The organism is Candidatus Eremiobacteraceae bacterium (assembly GCA_036511855.1).
GTDB lineage: Bacteria > Vulcanimicrobiota > Vulcanimicrobiia > Eremiobacterales > Eremiobacteraceae > JABCYQ01.
In genome coordinates this window covers 43,773-61,520 of the sequence record DATCBN010000098.1, presented here as the reverse complement: position 1 = coordinate 61,520, position 17,748 = coordinate 43,773, and the positions used below count along the sequence as shown (strand labels likewise).

16 protein-coding genes are annotated in these 17,748 nt (G+C 63.9%); 5 read left to right on the top strand and 11 right to left on the bottom strand.

From position 1 onward, the window contains the following. Window positions 1–2 precede the first annotated feature (2 nt). From VII69_13105 to VII69_13095, 3 genes are read right to left on the bottom strand one after another with little or no spacing between them, the layout of a single operon-like run. Window positions 3–833 carry a class I SAM-dependent methyltransferase gene (locus VII69_13105; protein HEY5096047.1) on the bottom strand — a complete coding sequence of 277 codons (831 nt, stop codon included), beginning with the start codon at window positions 831–833 and terminating at the stop codon, window positions 3–5. Beyond that, a complete protein-coding gene (locus VII69_13100; protein ID HEY5096046.1) occupies window positions 830–1,906 on the bottom strand; it encodes a Gfo/Idh/MocA family oxidoreductase in 1,077 nt (358 codons plus the stop codon). The genes VII69_13105 and VII69_13100 overlap by 4 nt, the downstream gene beginning before the upstream one ends. A 13-nt stretch (window positions 1,907–1,919) precedes the next feature. Then, window positions 1,920–4,049: a 3'-5' exonuclease gene (locus tag VII69_13095; GenBank protein HEY5096045.1), complete on the bottom strand. Its 2,130-nt coding sequence runs from the start codon at window positions 4,047–4,049 to the stop codon at window positions 1,920–1,922. 108 nt (window positions 4,050–4,157) lie between these two features. Here VII69_13095 and VII69_13090 point away from each other — a divergent pair, with 108 nt between their 5' ends. Further along, the gene (locus tag VII69_13090; GenBank protein ID HEY5096044.1) at window positions 4,158–5,273 is read left to right on the top strand and encodes a M20/M25/M40 family metallo-hydrolase; all 1,116 of its coding nucleotides are present in this window, start codon (window positions 4,158–4,160) and stop codon (window positions 5,271–5,273) included. A gap of 5 nt (window positions 5,274–5,278) precedes the next feature. On the opposite strand, the gene VII69_13085 is transcribed toward VII69_13090, so the two are convergent. Further along, complete coding sequence (locus VII69_13085; protein HEY5096043.1) at window positions 5,279–6,349, bottom strand: hypothetical protein; 1,071 nt, start codon at window positions 6,347–6,349, stop codon at window positions 5,279–5,281. Between the two features lie 3 nt (window positions 6,350–6,352). Next, window positions 6,353–7,297 (bottom strand): hypothetical protein, encoded by a 945-nt coding sequence (locus VII69_13080; protein ID HEY5096042.1) that lies wholly within the window; start codon window positions 7,295–7,297, stop codon window positions 6,353–6,355. 73 nt (window positions 7,298–7,370) lie between these two features. On the opposite strand from VII69_13080, the gene VII69_13075 reads away from it, so the two are divergent. Next, on the top strand, window positions 7,371–8,006 hold the full coding sequence (locus VII69_13075) for a hypothetical protein (GenBank protein HEY5096041.1): 636 nt from the start codon (window positions 7,371–7,373) through the stop codon (window positions 8,004–8,006). Between the two features lie 19 nt (window positions 8,007–8,025). Here VII69_13075 and VII69_13070 read toward each other — a convergent pair whose 3' ends face one another. Beyond that, entirely contained in the window at window positions 8,026–9,135 is a 1,110-nt protein-coding gene (locus tag VII69_13070) for a hypothetical protein (protein ID HEY5096040.1), read from the bottom strand. Window positions 9,136–9,194: 59 nt separating this feature from the next. Between VII69_13070 and polX the strand changes: the two genes are divergently transcribed. Beyond that, on the top strand, window positions 9,195–10,931 hold the full coding sequence (gene polX / locus VII69_13065) for a DNA polymerase/3'-5' exonuclease PolX (protein ID HEY5096039.1): 1,737 nt from the start codon (window positions 9,195–9,197) through the stop codon (window positions 10,929–10,931). Between the two features lie 96 nt (window positions 10,932–11,027). Here the strand turns inward: polX and VII69_13060 are convergent, their stop codons facing one another. From VII69_13060 to VII69_13040, 5 genes are all read right to left on the bottom strand, one after another. Continuing rightward, window positions 11,028–11,831 (bottom strand): PHP domain-containing protein, encoded by an 804-nt coding sequence (locus tag VII69_13060; GenBank protein HEY5096038.1) that lies wholly within the window; start codon window positions 11,829–11,831, stop codon window positions 11,028–11,030. 21 nt (window positions 11,832–11,852) lie between these two features. After that, window positions 11,853–12,596, bottom strand: a complete 744-nt coding sequence (gene uppS / locus VII69_13055; GenBank protein ID HEY5096037.1) for a polyprenyl diphosphate synthase — start codon at window positions 12,594–12,596, stop codon at window positions 11,853–11,855. A gap of 1 nt (window position 12,597) precedes the next feature. After that, window positions 12,598–13,014 carry a transcriptional regulator gene (locus VII69_13050; protein ID HEY5096036.1) on the bottom strand — a complete coding sequence of 139 codons (417 nt, stop codon included), beginning with the start codon at window positions 13,012–13,014 and terminating at the stop codon, window positions 12,598–12,600. Beyond that, a complete protein-coding gene (locus VII69_13045) occupies window positions 13,011–13,622 on the bottom strand; it encodes a hypothetical protein (protein HEY5096035.1) in 612 nt (203 codons plus the stop codon). The genes VII69_13050 and VII69_13045 overlap by 4 nt, the downstream gene beginning before the upstream one ends. 68 nt (window positions 13,623–13,690) lie before the next feature. Further along, window positions 13,691–15,901, bottom strand: a complete 2,211-nt coding sequence (locus tag VII69_13040) for a heavy metal translocating P-type ATPase (protein ID HEY5096034.1) — start codon at window positions 15,899–15,901, stop codon at window positions 13,691–13,693. A 171-nt stretch (window positions 15,902–16,072) separates the two neighbouring features. Between VII69_13040 and VII69_13035 the strand changes: the two genes are divergently transcribed. Further along, entirely contained in the window at window positions 16,073–16,351 is a 279-nt protein-coding gene (locus tag VII69_13035) for a metal-sensitive transcriptional regulator (GenBank protein HEY5096033.1), read from the top strand. A 26-nt stretch (window positions 16,352–16,377) separates the two neighbouring features. Continuing rightward, the gene (locus VII69_13030) at window positions 16,378–17,325 is read left to right on the top strand and encodes a branched-chain amino acid transaminase (GenBank protein HEY5096032.1); all 948 of its coding nucleotides are present in this window, start codon (window positions 16,378–16,380) and stop codon (window positions 17,323–17,325) included. Window positions 17,326–17,748: the final 423 nt, after the last annotated feature.

Genomic DNA, 17,748 nt, shown 5'->3' with positions numbered 1-17,748 from the left:
TCCTATTTCACTTTGACGCCGAAGCCGACGCCGTCGCCGACCGGCACGATGACCGCGCTCAGGGCCGGATGCGACAAGAACGTGCGGTTGAACTCGCGGATCGCGCGTGTGGACGCATCGTCGTGGTCGGCGGGGGCGGCGGACGAACGATGACTCCACAGGAGATTGTCGACGACGACCACTCCCGAAGTCCGCATGTGCGGCAGCGCCGCTTCGAGATACGCGGCGTATTCCGCTTTCACGGCGTCGATGAAGACCAAATCGTACGGCGGATGCGACATGGAAGCGATCGCATCCAGCGCCGGCTGGTTGACGACCGTGATGCGGCCGGCGACGCCGGCTCGTGCGAAATACGAACGCGCGATATCGGTGCGCGCCGTATCGGGGTCTATCGTCGTGATCTGCCCAGCCGGGCCCTGCGCCAAGGCCATGCAGAGCGCTGAATAGCCATACGCGGTGCCGAGTTCGAGAATTTTGTCGGCGCGAACGGCCGCCACGATCGTGGCGAGCAGCCGCACTCCGGCGCGGTCCATCAGCGGAATATCGTCGCGTTTGCAGTGTTCTTCGAGTTCGGCGACCACCGGCGGCATCGCCGCATGCAGTCCGTCCAGATACTTGAGATCGCGCGCCGCCGCGCCGTCGTCCGCGCTTTCCACGAGTGGCGAAAGCCGCGCCACCAATTCGCCGGCTCTACGCGTGCTCGCGGCGATGATGTCGAATAGCTCGCGATCCTTGTCCACGGCCGAGCGCTTGCCGCCGACATCAGCACTCACCAAAACCGTGCCGAGCACGTTGTTGAGCTCGTGGCACGCATCCCGGAGCGCGTCGCTCATGACGCCTTGCCTTTGCGGCCCGCGATATGAATGGTCTTGCGCGAACGCGCCGACCGCCGCGCCGCGTCCAGCACGCGCTGCACGCGCAATCCGTCGCCGAATGTGGCGGCGGTCGACGGCTCGCCGCGCACCGCCGCGACGGCTTCGCCGACGAACGTGTAGAATGCCGGCAGCAGCCGGTGTGAGCCGGGCGGAAACTTCTTGCGCGTGCGCGCAGGCGCGGTGACCGGCATGGCGCCTTGCGCCCCGCGCACGCCGAAAAGCTGATCGCCGTCTATCCGCAGCACGCCTTTCGATCCGCTCACGACGACCGTGAAAACGCTCGCGGCCGCGGTCGCGCATAGTTCGATCGTCGTTATCGCGCCGCTTGAGTGCACGAGCCGCACGCTTGCGTTGTCATCTGCGTCGACTTCGGCCATGCCGCCGTCCGCCCGCGGCTGGCGCTTGACCTTGGTCGCGAGCGCTGCGTCGACATCGCTGATCTCGCCGGCGATGACTCGGCAATAGTCGACGGCATGCGAACCGAGCGCGCCCAACAGACCGCCGCCGCATTTGACCTGCGATTGCCACCCGAAGCGGTAGTCTCCGCCGGCCGCCATCCACGACGTTGTTTCGATCCACGCGATGCGCTGCACGTCGCCAAGCCATCCGTCGTTGACGAGGTCGCGCAATCGGGCGCGCTCGGGCAGATAGCGAAATTCGTGATCGATCAAGCCGACGCGCCGCGCTTTGCGCGCTGCGTCGACCATGCGCGCCGCCTCACGTTCGTTCAGCGCCATCGGCTTCTCGCACAGCACGTGCTTGCCGGCCTTCAGCGCGGCGAGCGCGATGGGCGCGTGCAGATGGGGCGGCGCGGTGATGCTGACCAGGTCCACGTCGTCTCGTTTCAGCACCGTGCGATAGTCGTCGCTGTAGACCGGCGCGCCGTGGGTTTGGGCGGCGATGCGCGCGCGCGCGAGCGAGTTCGAGACCACGGCGACCAACTTCGTATCCGGATGCGCGACGAATGCCGGCATCTGGCAGCGGGCGCCGAATCCCGTGCCGATGACGGCTACGCGGATCTGTTCAGGCATATAAGTGCATTTCTCATAGCAGTGTGAGTTGATCCGGGTCTTCGACCGCGATGCGCCGCGCTTCGGCGGAGATCAGGTCGCCGAAGCGAGCCACGAAATCGCCGATGCGTTTGAGGTAGTGGCCGCGGTCTTCATCGCCTGCGTATTCCTCCATGAGCGCAAGCTCGCCGCCCTGCCGCCGGTAGATGTTCACTTTGTCACCGACCACGACGCCTTTGTCGAAAAGCGCCTGCGCGAGGCGGCGGTTCCCCGGGGCGTTGAAGGTTTTTTGCGTGACCGATTCGCGCCGCGCCAATTCGATCGGCTTCAGCTGCCCGTCGCGTACGCGCTCCACAAGATCGCGCACGATCGGCGCGACGTCGTCGGGGCGCCCGTCGATGAGCGACGTGGCGATGGCGCGCAAGAGCGCCGACCCGAACGGTTCCTCGCGATTGGACTTGAGCGCGGAACCCCGCATGACGATCTCACCGTCCGCGCGGCGCAGCGCGTAGTTCTTCGCCTTCACCGAAAGCATCGCCGGATAGCGCTCCTCGCAGACCAAGTGCAGGCCTTCGCCGATGGCATTGTTCGCGCGCTGAATGATGAGGATGGGATCCGCTCCGCGCGGCGCGACGAAATACGCGCCGTCGGTGTCGGCTTCGATCACCCGGCAGTCCTGGGCACGCAATTCCGCAACGATCCGCTCGAGGACCGCCCGGCCGGCTTCGGTGACGGTGCCGGCCGCCGTCGCGTCGTTGAAATGCAATCCGTTCGTGCCGAGAAATCCGTAGAACGAATTGATGAGTATCTTGAACGCGCTTTGCAATCCGTCGGCGGCGAGGTGCTCGCGCGCGTTGCCGTCGGCGCGCGCAGTTTCAGCTAACCGCTTGGCATCGATGCGGCGCTCACGCAGCATGGTCAACATCGGGATGAAGACGTCGAGGTCGTCGTCCTGCGGCTTGATGAGCCGCGAGATCATGAGCGACGGATAGAGGCTCTCGACGTCGCACTTGATCACGTCGCGGAAGACGCCCGTTTCAAATGCGACGGTGTAGCCCCCCGCAGTCGGACCGATGGGACGCGGGCGCGGAATGGCGACACCCGCATGCAAGTACGCGCGGACCATCAGCCGCTCTATGCGGCTGCCCATGCCGACGCATGCCAAGCCTTGAAAAGACTCGGGGACGAATTGCGCTTGGTAGAACTCGTTCGGCGAGACGAGGTCCGACAGCCGTTCGGCGTCGCGCGCATCGTCCAAACAATACGCCTTGAGCTTCGCGCGCGCGTCCGGATCGGCCCAAAGCTGCCGCATTTGCGATGCGTCCACGAGCGCGCGATCGACGTCTCCGATGCCGAGGTGGCTCACGATGGTCTTCAATTTGTAGTTGGGAAGCCTGCGGCCGACGTCCCAGCGCAACGCGCCGAAAAAAGTGTCGACCAATTGGCGTCCTTCGATCCGGTAGTACTTGACGGTCATGCCGTTGATGCCGGAGCGGCGGATCGACTCGTCGCGCCACATCGGCGTCCGCCCGTCGCGTCCCATGATCAGCGCGACGCCCGCGCGGCGGGCGCGCTCCTCCAAGTACCACAAGTCGAAGTTGAAGACGTTGTGACCTTCGATGATATCCGGATCGCGTTCGCGCACGATCCGGACGAATTCTGCGATGAGCGCGCCTTCGTTCGCGAATTCGTCGAGCGCGAGAATACGTTCGAAGCCGGTCGTGTCGCGAACGCCGATGAGGCATATCTCCGCGCCGTCGCGATGAGGAACGACGTCGAGGGTTTCAAGGTCGAATTGGAGGCGGCGGAGGTCGGAGAACTGCAGACCTTTGAAATACGTCTCGCCGCTTCCGACCAGATGCGAGGTGATCGGATCGACGTACACAAGCCGCTGGTCGGCGGCCATCTCCTTGGCGAGACTTGCGATGCGCGCGGCGCCACCGGACGTGAGCAGATGCCGCATGGGATGGCGCCCTTTGAGCTCGACCGAGCCGCTGAGCTGTCGCCGCCCCAGCAGCCACGTTTGCAGCGGCGCATCGACCGTGTCGATACGATCGCCGGCCCGGACGTACGTCCTCGCGATACCGGTCTGCATATTGGGTTCGACCGCGACGATACCCGACGTCGTGCCGTGCCCCGCAAGGAGCGTGTCGGATGGATTCACGTCAGCGACCTACCGCGCATCGCTGCGCCGTCCCTCTCTGAAAATCGTTAATTATCTGCGACCTCGTAGTCGTTCGGCATTCTCTCCTGCTCTGCGAAAGGGTGTCCTTTGAAGAAGCGCACGTCGTCGTTTTCCGTCGCGTTGGCCGCCGTCGCGTGCCTCCTTTGGGTGGCACCCGCCAGGGCCGATACGCTCACGACGGTCGATGTGTTGCGCCGCCTGGTGAGCGCCTACGGCGTGAGCGGCTCCGAGGCGCCCGTGCGCCGCGAAGTCCAGAGCATGCTGCCCAGCTGGGCTCATCCGAAGACCGATGCCATGGGCAACCTCGTGCTCGACGTCGGGCACGGCTCGCCGTCATTGCTGTTCATCGCGCACATGGATGAGATCGGCTACTACGTCACCGGCATCACTCCAGACGGTTATCTTCGCGTCGAACCGGCCGGCGGTTTTTGGCCCGGCACGTTCGAGGGCCGCCTCGTGCTGATCCACACCGACAAGGGCGACGTCCCAGGAGTGGTCGCGACAAAATCTATTCACCTCACCGCGGGCGAGGCGCCCCCGGTGACCAATTCTTCGATCTTCGTGGATGTCGGCGCGAGTTCGCGCGCGGACGTCGATTCGCTCGGCATCAAGATCCTCGATACGATCACGATCCGCAAAGATCTCACCAAGCTCGCCGGCGACCGTTACGCAGCGCGCTCGATGGACGACCGGTTCGGCTGCACCACCCTCGTGCAGGCGGTGCGCGCGCTCGATCCGGCAAAGCTCACCGGCACTGTGACCTTCGTCTGGTCGGTCCAAGAAGAGCTCGGCACACGCGGCGCAGCGGCGGTCGCGAAATCGTACCGGCCGGACTTCGTCTTTCCCGTGGACATGTTCGTGACGTCGGACACGCCGCTCGAAACGTCTCAAGAAGCCTACGCGCCGATAGGGCACGGCACCGTCATGCGCGCTTTGGACAATTCCAACATTAGCCCCGTGGATTGGAACCGCCGCATCCTCGCCTGGGCGAAGGCCAAGGGCATCGCGCTCCAGATCGGCGCGACCGGCGGCGGCAATGACGGCGAGAACTTCTGGAGCGAGTCGACGCTCGTCATTCCGTTTGGAATACCGATCCGCTACTCACACTCGATGGAAGTGATCGACATGCGGGATCTCGACTCGATGATCCAGATCGTCAACGGTCTGATCGGCGACGGCGGGTGGCGCACGGTCAAAGAGTAGCGGCGTCACGAAGACGTCGGCGTGGGGCCGGGCGGAGGCGAAGCCACCGGTTGGTCGCTTGGATTTGAAATGGGCACGGGCGGCAGGGATTCGTCCGGCGATGGAGCCGCCGTCGGCGGTGCGCTCGCGTTCAGTCTGTCGATGACATCGGGATCGATCGACGCGGGCTCGAAGACGTCGGCGGGCGAGCTTGGCGAGTACACGTTGGTCGCGGCCGGTGCCGCCCCGCCCATTTGCGTGACCGGAATGCCGATGCCCGGCGAAATACCGGGACCCGGCAGCGTGCCGGGCGCATAACCCGCGAGTTTGATCGACCAGTGCGACAATAAAGTGTATGCGCCGTGCCGGTTATGCGCGTCAGTCACGTTGCCGTTGCTGACCATAGTCAAGTCCATGCCGAGCAGCAGCCGCCGTTCCGGCGAAAAAAATGCGGTGCCCGCCAACGCGCCGTCGCCGGAAAGCCGGATCGCGCCGAATGGAGCGACGACCGGCCTTCCCGATATGCCGGCGTCGCCCGTCAGAAGCGCCTGCAAGAGGGTCATCTGCGCGTCGCCCGACCTGAAATTCACCTGGCCGTTGAGCCGTAACGCCGCCGTTGCGAACGGCAGTGGAAGGTCGCCTCGCCCGTGCCACGTCATGCCGATGTCGAGTGCTTGCGCATTGAACCCGTTCATGAGAGCGGCCGTCGGCGCGAGGTCCGCGAAGCTCTCGCTTTGCACCCGGCCGTCGTTTTCGATGACCGGACTTGCCGTCGCCGCCGGACCGGATGTCGTACCGCTGCGATCGGACTTGCGTAGGGTCGCTACGCCGAGCACCGGCGTTCCCGCGTCGGTGAATCCCTCGACGGTGAACGCCACGCTGCTCTCGTCGACGGCCGTAACGGTCTTGGATAATGTCGATCCGTCCGGCCGCGCGAGCCGAACCGTCAGGTGAGCGTCGCGGTCGATCAGGTATGTCTGGTGCTCACCCAATCCATACGCGCGCCCCGGAAAAAATATCGGCCCGGTGGGCGCCGCCGCGGCCACGCACGCAAGACCCAAAGCGGCGATGATGATCGCGAAACCAGATGGACGCACCGCTCAATTTCCCGTCGAGATGGGACTCGGCGTGGTAGTCGTAGCGGTCGCGGGAGTGTACGCGGGTGCCGGCGCCGGCGAAACATCGCCGGTTGCGGATCCGCTCGGTTCCGGTGACGCCGCCGCGCTCAGCGTGGGCGACGCGGCTGCCGGCGACGCAGCCCGCGCATGGTTCCACGAGCGCATCTGCACGTTGACCATCGTTGTCGCACTGATATGGGCGATGTTGGCGTGGGTCAGCGCCATTTCCGTTTGCCCTCGAGCCGCGCCGCCGATCAACACTTGGTCGGCTTTGTCGTAGTACACCGTTCCACCCATCGCGACGCTTCCGACACCGGGAGAACCCTCGACCGACTGGGTGAATGAGCCAGCGCCGTTCTGCTCGATGACGAACGTGCGAAATCCGTGATACGGCTGCACTCCGATGACTCTGCTCGTGACGAACATCGAGCCCGACGAAGATCCGAGCGGTTCTTTCGAGGTCCACGTCGAGCCGGATGCGAGCGCTCGCGAGCCAAGTCCCTTGGCCAACGCGTTGATGTACGAAAGCGCTTGGTCGAGGTTGTCACTGAGCGCCGGCCGAGCGCCGACTGAGAGGATCTCGCCATCGGGCGCGAGCTGTGCGCGCCACGACCGGTTGAACTTTATCGGCCGGCCGTCGGTGGAGCCGCGATACGTCAAGGTCAGGCCCGCGTAGGCGGTGCCGTCCGACAAAACACGATCGACGGCGAGCGTCTCCGTGCCGGCGCCGCTCGTGACGCTCGTCATGGATGTCCGAGAATTCGGTCCGAGCGCGTACATCTGCACGTCGACGGTGACATCGTACACCAGCGTGTCGCCCGGCGCGATCGACCGCGATGCTGCGAGGATGCGACCGCTATCGAATGCTGCGGACGCTGCGACAAGTGCCACGCACGCCGCGATCGCCGGCGCGACAATTCTTTTCATGCTGTTTCTCCGGTGGTGCCGCGCTGATATCTCGCATAGCAGGTTTGACCTGAAGCGAGCCTAAACCCTCGCCATGCCCGATCGATGGCGGTCGAATCGCACCGTGGTGCGCACGTCGGCCATGCCAATCGCGCTCATCGCAGCGCTGCTCGCGTCTATCGCCACGATATTACCTGCGCACGCCGACGACGGCTACGACACTGCGTTCGCCCGCGCCGTGCGCGTCGCGACTGAACCGTATCGTTTGTCGGTCTGGGCGCGCGCGGACGGCTACGTCCAGTCCACCGATCCTGTCGCCGGCATCGGCACCGTATTCACAAACCACGACGACTTCAATCCGCCGGATCTCGCGCATCCGACGGTATTGTACTTCAACGACGCCGGCCAACTGGTGGCGTGCGGTTATCAGTTCTCGAAAGGTGTGGCGTTCGGCACGGATTTTTCCAGCGTGCCGCCGGGCGCGTGGTATGACATCCCACGCCACTTGCACTACAACATCACGGTCGGAGCCAAGGCATACTACGCGCAGGCGCAATGGGATGACGATGCGCAACCCACCGCGGCGGAGCTTATCCGCCGCGGGCTGATGCCTGCCGACGGAACGCTTCTTTTCGCATTCGTCCATCCGGCATCACGCGCGCTGCTTGTTTGGGCGTGGCTGCCGAACGAGGACGGTTTGTTCGCCGGCGAGAACGCGGCGCTGCCTTGACGACGCGCGTGCCGGAGTGTCAGATCACTTTTTCCAGCCGCGCGTTTGGCCGGTACGGTCTTCCGGCTTTGTGGCAGCTCACCATGGTGCCGTCTTTTTCGGCGAGCGCGATATCGGCGGTGAAATCGAATTTGCCTTCGAACAGCACGGAGCCGACGGCATAGGCGTCCACTGGGATGCTCGCCGATTCGAACGCGCGGATCTTTTCGACGTTGAATCCGCCGGATACGATGATCTTCACCCGGTCGAATCCCGCGTCGTCCAAACCGCGGCGCACGTTGAGGACGAGTTGCGCGTTGACGCCGGTGGGATCGAAAGTGCCCATCTGATCGAACAGGCTCTTGTCGACGAGCGTGGCCGACGTGTCCAACCGCACGCCCCATAGCCTCGGACCCAACGCCGCCGCGCACGCCTTTGCGGTGTTCACGCAGTCGTTGTCAAAATCGACCAGCGCGATGACATTCACCGACGATTCCGCATACTGAGCGAACTTCTTCACCGCCAATACCGTGTCGCCGCCGTATGCCGCGATCAAACCGTGCGGCACGGTGCCGAACCCGCGGCTGCCCCACCACTCCGCTTGCGCGTCGGTGCTCACGCCGAGCGCGCCGCTGATATATGCCGCGTAGCCGTCGCCCGTCTGAACGAGATGATGGTCGAAACGTGCCGGAAAGAACAGGACATTCTTGCCGCTCGCCGCCGCGACGACCGCGCTCGTATTCGTCGCCACCCTCGTCCGGCGAGCGAGCACGCCCAAGTAGTCGGTTTCGAGATGCGTGAACAACGAGTAGTCGCCCTCGATCGTCATCACGGTCTCGTACGGTCCGACCCGATCGCCGTCATACAGCGCGCGCACGTCGAGCGCGCTCCAGCCCTCTTGCCACGGGCCGCCGGCGACGGACCGGCCGCTGCACAACTTGAGGATCGCGATCGCTTCGTCGATGCCGCACAGCACAGCATCCTTCTTGTTGAAGACCTGCATCAGCACGCGCGGATTTCGGCCGTCGCGCTCGAGGATCTCCTTGACCCGGTTGAAGTAGGCGTCGGAATAATATCCCGCGCGCATCTTCTGGACCGGCAAGTTGAAGATGGCGGGATCGAGGCGTCGTCGGGCCGGTGCCGGGGTCATGGTGGCCGCCAATTCTTGCGACGCGGGGCGGCGGCCTGTGCGGCGCGAACGCCCCTCCAATGAACAACGTCGACATCGCCGCCCGTTTGGGTGAGATAGCCGCGCTAATGGAGTTCGACGGCGAGCCTTTCTTCAAGATCCGGGCGTACGAACGGGCGAAACGAAGCCTCGAAGATGCCGAATCGACGGCGCGTTCCATGATCGAGGCGCACACGCTCCAGGATCTTCCCGGCGTCGGAAAAGCCATCGCGATAAAGATCGACGAGATCGACCGTACCGGCACATGCCCGTATCTCGATGAGCTGCGCGGCAAGTATCCGCCGACCGTGCTCGAGCTGCTGACGGTGCCCGGCGTCGGGACGAAGACCGCAGTCGCCCTCTACAAAGACCTTGGCGTCGTGAGCGTCGCCGGCTTGCGCAAAGTGGTCGACGACGGGTCGATCGCAAATCTGCCGCGGCTCGGCGCCAAAGGCATCGAGAATCTGCGCACGGCGCTGGCCCAACTGGCGCAAAGGACAAAACGCATGCGCCTGGGCGACGCGTGGCCCATCGCGCAGTCGGTGGTGGCGGCGCTCGCCGAAAGCGGGTTAGCGAAGAACGTCACCGCTGCCGGTTCGTTGCGGCGCATGGAACCTACGGTCGGCGATCTCGACATCATCTGCACGAGTTCGACTCCCAGCGAGGCGCTGGCGTTCTTTGCCGCCCTGCCGATGGTGGAGCGCGTCGCAGGTCTCGGCGACACGAAAGCGACGGTGTGGGCCGCCCCCGGTATCTCGATCGACTGCCGGGTGGTGGCGCACGAGTGCTTCGGCAATTTGCTTCAACATTTCACCGGCAACAAAGAGCACAACGTCCAGTTGCGCGAGCTTGCTAAGGCGCGCGGCCTCAAAGTGAGCGAATACGGCGTCGAAGAGATCGCCACCGGTAAAATCCGGACGATGCAGAGCGAAGAGGACGTCTACGCGGCGCTGGATCTCCAATACATCCCGCCCGAGCTGCGCGTGGGATTGGACGAGATCGACCTCGCGAAGAAACATTCATTGCCGCAGCTCGTCACGCTCGACGACATCCGCGGCGATCTGCACGATCACACCACATGGAGCGACGGAACGCGCAGCATCGAGCAGATGGCGCGCGCGGCCGCCGAACGCAAACGAGAATATCTATCGATCTCCGATCATTCGCCGGGGCGTGCAGTGGCGAACGGCCTCAATGCCGAGCGTCTTCACGCGCAGATCGCCGAGATAAAGAAAGCCCGCGACCAATTCGGCGTCCGCCTGCTCTGCTCGTCCGAGGTCGATATCCGCGCAGACGGATCGCTGGATTGGCCCGACGAGATCCTTGCGGAACTCGACATCGTCGTCGCCTCGATCCACTCCGCGTTCACGCGTTCCAAAGCGGAGCAGACGGAGCGCCTGATCCGCGCCATCCGCAATCCGTTCGTCAATATCATCGGGCATCCGACCGGCGCCCTCATCGAAAAGCGCGCCGGATACGAATTCGATCAAGAAGCGGTGTTCCGCGCCGCCGCTCAAAGCGGCACCGCGATGGAGATCAACGCCAATCCGAAACGGCTCGACCTCAACGCTGCGATGGCGCGCCGTGCGAAAGAGATGGGCTGCACGATATCGATCGACACCGACGCGCATAGCGTCGAGATGCTCGATCATATGCACTTCGGCGTCGGCACCGCCCGCAAAGCCGGCCTGACCCGCGCCGACGTGCTCAACACGCGGCGGCTTTCCGACGTGCTGAAGTTCGTGAAAGCCAAGCGCTCGAAGTCATCAAATCTGTAGGAGGGCCATTGTACTAGGGCAAGCATCGCTTGCCCCGTTTTTTTTTCAAATAAAAATGGGGTGAGCGTTGCTCACCCTCCTACAGAACGGTGACCATCAAGACGCGCGGAGGCGTGCGAGCAGCTCGGGCGGCGCTTCGAATTTCGGATTTTGGTACTTGCCGAAGAAATGGCCATGGTAGTCGCTGCCGCAAGAATATAGTAAGCTATTGGCCCGCGCGATTTCGAGCAGCGATTCGCGCTGCGCCGGCAGATACGTCGCATACATCGCTTCGATGCCGTCCATGCCGTCAAGGATCTCGTGCCACGAAGCATCTTCTGCGATCCTGTACGGATGCGCGAGTATCGCGATCCCGCCGGCGGCGCGGATCGTATCGGCCGCCGCGCGTGGTGAAGGAAGCGGGGCGTATGCCTTGCCCGGCAGCGCGCGAAAATACGCCCGGAACGCAGCGTGCACGCGCTGAGGGTCGCCGCCTTCGAAGCCTCGCTGGCACAGTCGTTCGATGAGGACCGGCAGCCGCACGGCGCCGTCGGGAAAGTCGCGCTGCCACCAAACGGTGGCACCCTGTGCTGCGAGCGCGTCCACCCAAGTTTTCTGGTTTTGCGCGAAGTTGGCGCGTGCGGTTTCGCCCGCTCTGACGAGCCCTTCGTTGTGCGTCCGCACCCCAAGACCCAAGACATGTATGACGCGGTCCATCGCATACGTCGTCATTTCGATGCCGCGAACGAACGCGATTCCGCGCTGTCTGCAGCGCGCTTGCGCTTGAGCGTGGCCCGACGTCGTATCGTGGTCGGTGAGCGCCATGATCGCGACCCCCGCGTCGGCGACCACGTCCACAAGCGCCGAAGGCGAGAGCTCGCCGTCGCTGTGATTGCTATGGAGATGAAAATCTGCGATCAATCGGGCAGTGCGGCTTACAGTCTACGCGCCGCCGTAACGGCGTGCGCGTCGGGCAAAATCGGCGATCGCGAGCGAGAAAGTTTCGCGCGTGAAATCGGGCCAATAGACGTCGGTCAACCAAAGCTCGGTGTACGCGAGCTGATAGAGCAGGAAATTGGACAGACGCGCTTCGCCGCCCGGCCGGATGAGCAGATCGGGATCCGGCATGCCGCGAGTATGAAGGTAGCGGCCGATCGTGTCTTCGTCGACAGCAGACGGCGCGACGGCTCCCGATGCGACATCCGCGGCTAGAGCGCGAGCGGCATCGCCCAACTCCGCACGTGCGCTGTAGTTGACCGCGAGGTTCAAAATCGTGCCGGTGTTGGCGCGCGTCTTGTCGACCAGATCGGCGAGCGCTCGACGTGCGGCAGGCGGCAACTCCTCCGGATGCCCGATGAGCTGCACGCGCACATTTTCGCGCACGAGTCCTGCGAGTTCTTTGCGCGCGAACGCACAGCACAATTCGAAGAGAATGGAGAGCTCCGCATCGTCGCGCTTCCAGTTCTCAGTCGAAAACCCGTAGACGGTCAGGTACGGCACGTGCAGCTCGCTGCATGCGCGCGTCACCTCGCGCAGCGAGATGATCCCGCGGCGGTAACCCTCGACGAGCGGCAAGCTCCGTTCGCGCGCCCAGCGGCGATTGCCATCCATGATGATCGCGATGTGACGAGGCGATGTCTGCGGTGCGGCTTCGGCCGCGGCGCTCGCCGTTTTGCGGATGATCATGCTATGTGGTCGCCAATCGCGGCATGGCACGGCTTCGCGATTCACGTTGCGCGTCTTCCGCGCGGTCGTGCACGTCGCGCACGACCGACTCCAATTCATCCACGTAGGCGAGAAAGCGGGCACGGCCGCCCTTCGTGATGCGGCAGACGCTCGTCGGCCTGCCCGGACCTGTGAGCCGCACGATCGAGACGATGTCCATATCCGCGAGTGCGCGAAGATGACGGCTGAGATTGCCGTCGGTCAGGCCGCAGGCGACCTGCAACTCAGTGAAACTCATGCCTTCCGGATGCGCGATGAGACACGTGCAGACCGCGAGCCGGCCGCGCTCGTGGAATATCCGCTCGAGCCCGGCATAGGCGAACGGCGCCTCGGCGGATTGCGAGCCGCCGGATTTCTTGGTTGCTTTCTTCGCGCTCATGCGGTTACGGGAGACTCCTCTTCGCGAGCTAATATCCAACCGATGTAGGTCTGCATAACGCCGAATCCGAGCGGCATCACCCACCACGACAACGGCAGCGATTGATCCGGCACGAGCAAGAGCGCGGCACCGGCGATCGCGAATAAAATGCCGGCTGCCGCGACCTGACGCGGAACCATCGCGCGCGATGCGAACAGACCGACCGCGTAGCACGCATACCAGACTCCCGGCAACATCCAGTACATGCCGTGGAGCGAGAGCGACGCGCTCAAGATCGCCCCGAGCACGACGGCCGGCAAGATGCTCAAGCCCGCGGTGCGCGTCTGGCTGCGCTCTTGCAATCCAGCAGTGCGCGCGTACCATATCGCGAGCGCCCCGTAGTTCGCGGCGAGCGCGACGCCGAGGCAGACGCTCCAGATGAGAAAATACGCCTGGATTTGTGCGCTTGTGACCGGATACGGCGCGACGATCAGCTGCACGAGGCCTGCGGCGATCGCACCGATGCCGCTGAATGAGGCGGCCGGGCCCGAATACCCGCGGAACTGTTGGCACGATGCCAGCCGGTCGCGGACTTCAGCGAGATCGGCTAACGCTCGTTCGACTTCCATGCGCCCTCACTTTGCATGACAAAGCAAAATGTCCTGCGGCCGTGCGGCCCATAAGCGCCGGAGGGTGGTCACTCGATCGGTGCGCGCTTCAGCGTGAGCGCGTTGAGAACGACGGAGACGGATGACAAGGCCATGGCGAGCCCCGCGAACTCGGGCCTGAGCATAGCATGCGTGACCGGAAAGAGCACGCCGGCCGCGATCGGAATTCCGAGCACGTTGTAGGCAAGCGCCCAGAACAAGCCGTTTTTGATCGTACGATACGTCGCGCGCGCGAGACGCAACGCGCGCGAAACGTCGAGCAGGTCGTTGCTGACGAGCACGATAGAACCCGCTTGGGCGGCCGCGTCCGCGCCGCTGCCGAGTGCGATGCCGACGTCCGCGACAACGAGCGCGGGCGCGTCGTTGATGCCGTCGCCGACGAGCGCCACCTTGTGGCCCTCGCGCTGCAGCGACCGGACCGCGTCGGCCTTTCCGGATGGCGTCACGCCCGCCCGGACGTCGCTGATGCCGACCGAATCGGCCACCGCGCGTGCTGTGAGGACATTGTCGCCGGTGACCATCGCTACCGATACGCCAAGTGCGCGCAGACGATCGATCGCTGCGGCGGCGCCGGCTTTCGCTCGGTCGCTGACGGCGAACGCGGCGATCGCGCGCTGGTCTCGCGCTGCGATCACCACTGTGGCTTCCGGTGGTAACGCCGCGAGCGCCTCCGGCGCCACCTTCACGCCGTACGACGCCACGAAGTTCGGACTTCCGACGAGGATGTTCGCGCCTCGAATCCGGCCCCGCACGCCGCGACCCGCTTCGGAGTGGAAGAGCGTCACGGCGTCCAACGCCGCTCGCGCGCACCCGCGCCGGCGAGCCTCGTTCACGATCGCACGCGCGACCGGATGCTCGGAAAGCGCCTCCACCGCCGCGGCGTCTGCCAGTGACGCGTCGATATCGGCGCCCGCCAATGCGATCGAAGCGGTGACCTCGGGCTTGCCTTCAGTCAACGTGCCGGTCTTGTCGAGCAATACCGTGTCGAGCCGGCCCGCCGCTTCGAGCGCGGCACCGTCGCGGATAAGAATCCCGGCTGCGGCGCCGCGCCCCAAACCAACCATCAGCGCCGTCGGCGTCGCGAGGCCGAGCGCGCACGGACAGGCGATCACGACGACGCTGACCGCCGCCATGACTGCGAACTCAAGGGTGGCGTGCAAGGTGAAGAACCAGACGAGAAACGTCAGCGCTGCGATGACGATGACCACCGGAACGAAGACCGCCGAGACCGCGTCCGCGAATCGCTGAACCGGCGCCTTTGCCATCTGCGCCTCGTCCACCATGCGCACGATCGATGCGAGCGCCGTGGCGCTCCCGACCTTGGTCGCGCGAAAGCGCAGCGCTCCGTCCAGATTGACCGTTCCGGCGTAGACCGGGTCGCCTGGGCGCTTGGCGCGCGGCATGCTCTCGCCCGTCATGAGCGCTTCGTCGGCGGACGATGCGCCGTCGGTCACAATGCCGTCGACCGCGAACGATTCGCCCGGGCGCACGATGACTTCATCGCCTGCTAGAACGGCAGCGGCGTCGATCTCGACTTCCGATTCGCCGCGCACCACGCGCGCGCGCTTGGGCGCGAGATGCAGGAGCGCGCGAATCGCATCGCCAGCCCGCGTCTTCGCATTGATCTCGAGAGCTTTTCCGAGCAAGACGAACGTGATAAGCAAGGCGGAAGTCTCGAAGAACACGTCGCCGCTGCCGCGGATCAAGTTCACCAGCGAGTAGAAGTAGGCCGCACTTGTGCCGAGCGCGACCAAAGTATCCATATTGGCGCTGCCCTGACGCAACGCAGCGAGCGCGCTTCGGTAGTAGCGTGCACCGGCGACGAATTGCACCGGCGTGGCCGCTGCGAGCATCCACCAATCGCGGCCCGGCACGCCCATGAAGACCATCGAGAGGAGCAAGATGAACGCCGCCGGCAGCGCTGCCGCCGCGAACCACCACCACGCCGCTTTTGCTTCGCGGTCCTGAGCTTCGCGTTGGGATTGACCGCTGTTCGCATCAGAAAGGGCGGCCGCGCGATACCCCGCGTCGGTCACCGCCGCCGCGATCGTCGTGGGCGACGCGACGTCCGGATCGTAACGCACGCTGGCGCGTTCGGTACCGAGGTTGACGGCGGCGCGAACCACTCCCGGTTCGCGCGCGAGACGGCTTTCAATCGATGCGACGCACGATGCGCACGTCATGCCGTAAATGGCGAAGTCGGCGCTCGCGTCGGCCTTCGAGCGCACCTGATCATTCATTGGAGTTTTGCGTGGAGGAGGCTCGACGTTTGGACGGTAATATACCCCCTACCCCTATAATACATCGGGACTTTTGGAACGTCAATATGTCTTTACAGTCGCGGACCACAGGCGTACCATGAGGCTGCGGCAGCATGGGGTATACCCCAACCGCCCAGGAGCAGATCGATAGTGGCGCACCCGTACTTCAAAGACAAGACCGCGCTCGTTTCGCGATTGCACAAGATAGAAGGCCAAGTCCGTGGTCTCGCGCGCATGGTCGAGTCCGACGAGTATTGCATCGATATTCTCACGCAGATAGCATCGGCCCGATCCGCGCTCGAAAGTCTTGGGATGGTGCTCTTACAAGAGCACATCGAAGGCTGCGTTCGCGATTCGCTGAAAGCCGACACAGGGCAAGAACGCGTTGACGAATTGATCGCCACTGTCAACCGCTTCATCAAGACGTAAAGACGACAAAGGGAGCGCGACTTCGCATGGACCTCGGTGACGTTCAGATCTATCACGGCGGCAAATACAAGGCCTATCGCGACGCGAAGGTCGGCCTGCTCACCCACGGACTCAATTACGGCACCGGCTGTTTCGAGGGCATCCGGGGTTATTGGAACGCCGAGGAAAAGCAGCTGTATTTCTTCAGGCTCGCCGAACACTACGATCGCATGCGCGCTTCGGCCAACCTTCTTCTCATCAAATTGCCCGCCAACACGAAGGCGCTGTGCGATCACACGTTGGAGCTCGCGCGGCTCAACGATTACCGGCAAGACGTCTACGTGCGGCCGATCGCGTTCAAAGCGGCCGAAGAGATCGGCGTCCGCCTGCACAACGTCAAGGATGATTTTGCCATCGTCGCCGTGCCGCATACGTCGTACTTCGACGCGACGCAAGGTTTGAAGGTCTGCGTCGCATCGTGGCGGCGCATCGATGACAACAGCGCACCCGCGCGGGCCAAGCTCACGGGCGTCTACGTCAGCTCCGCGCTCGCCAAAACAGAAGCCGTGACGAACGGCTTCGACGAGGCTATCTTGCTCTCAGGAGATGGCCACGTCTCCGAAGGCAGCGCAGAGAACATCTTCGTCGTGCGCAACGGCGTCGTCTTCACGCCGCCCGTCACCGACAGCATCCTCGAAGGCATCACGCGCGAAACGCTCATGGAACTTTGTCGTGCCGAACTCGGCATCGATGTCGTCGAGCGCAGCATCGACCGGAGCGAACTATACGCAGCGGATGAGATATTCTTCTCGGGCACCGCGGTCGGCGTTGGTCCGGTCGTCGAAGTGGACCGCCGGCAAATCGGAACGGGATCCGTCGGCCGAATCGCCGCCGCACTGTCCGATGTCTACCGCGATGCGTCACTCGGCAAGCTAGAGAAGTACCGCAAATGGGTCACGCCTTGCTTCCCGACGCTCGTCGCAGGCCGCGCCTAACACGGAACAACGCAATTCCGCATCGTGGATACTAGGTAGTTCTTAATAATTAATATTCGATCAGCCGAACATAGGCTATAATACTATGTGTGACGGGGGTCACTTGCTGGCCCCGGATCATCGATGTACGAATCGGGCGCTCTGTCGACACAGATTGATTCGAACAGCGAAGTTTCTTGAGGATCGTTGAGCCGGCAATTTCACGGCGCAAGGAATCGTACCACTTGAATCAGTGGGGCGGCTTCTGTGAAAACCGGGTCCGTGGGCAAGTTTCGGGATAGCCGTGGGCCGGCGATCTTGTGAACTTATCCCAGAAGCGGATGTCAAAAAGATCCTGAGCTCGCGAGCGAATCACTGGAAAAGGACTACTAATAATGCATCTTCATGAATTCGGCGGCGTTCTGTTAAACGTCATCAACAACA

Bases quoted from the DNA above. Each gene is read 5' to 3' on its own strand.
- VII69_13105 (HEY5096047.1), bottom strand. From the start codon at position 833: ATGAGCGACGCGCTCCGGGATGCGTGCCACGAGCTCAACAACGTGCTC.
- VII69_13100 (HEY5096046.1), bottom strand. From the start codon at position 1,906: ATGCCTGAACAGATCCGCGTAGCCGTCATCGGCACGGGATTCGGCGCC.
- VII69_13080 (HEY5096042.1), bottom strand. From the start codon at position 7,297: ATGAAAAGAATTGTCGCGCCGGCGATCGCGGCGTGCGTGGCACTTGTC.
- VII69_13075 (HEY5096041.1), top strand. From the start codon at position 7,371: ATGCCCGATCGATGGCGGTCGAATCGCACCGTGGTGCGCACGTCGGCC.
- VII69_13070 (HEY5096040.1), bottom strand. From the start codon at position 9,135: ATGACCCCGGCACCGGCCCGACGACGCCTCGATCCCGCCATCTTCAAC.
- polX (HEY5096039.1), top strand. From the start codon at position 9,195: ATGAACAACGTCGACATCGCCGCCCGTTTGGGTGAGATAGCCGCGCTA.
- uppS (HEY5096037.1), bottom strand. From the start codon at position 12,596: ATGATCATCCGCAAAACGGCGAGCGCCGCGGCCGAAGCCGCACCGCAG.
- VII69_13050 (HEY5096036.1), bottom strand. From the start codon at position 13,014: ATGAGCGCGAAGAAAGCAACCAAGAAATCCGGCGGCTCGCAATCCGCC.
- VII69_13045 (HEY5096035.1), bottom strand. From the start codon at position 13,622: ATGGAAGTCGAACGAGCGTTAGCCGATCTCGCTGAAGTCCGCGACCGG.
- VII69_13040 (HEY5096034.1), bottom strand. From the start codon at position 15,901: ATGAATGATCAGGTGCGCTCGAAGGCCGACGCGAGCGCCGACTTCGCC.
- VII69_13030 (HEY5096032.1), top strand. From the start codon at position 16,378: ATGGACCTCGGTGACGTTCAGATCTATCACGGCGGCAAATACAAGGCC.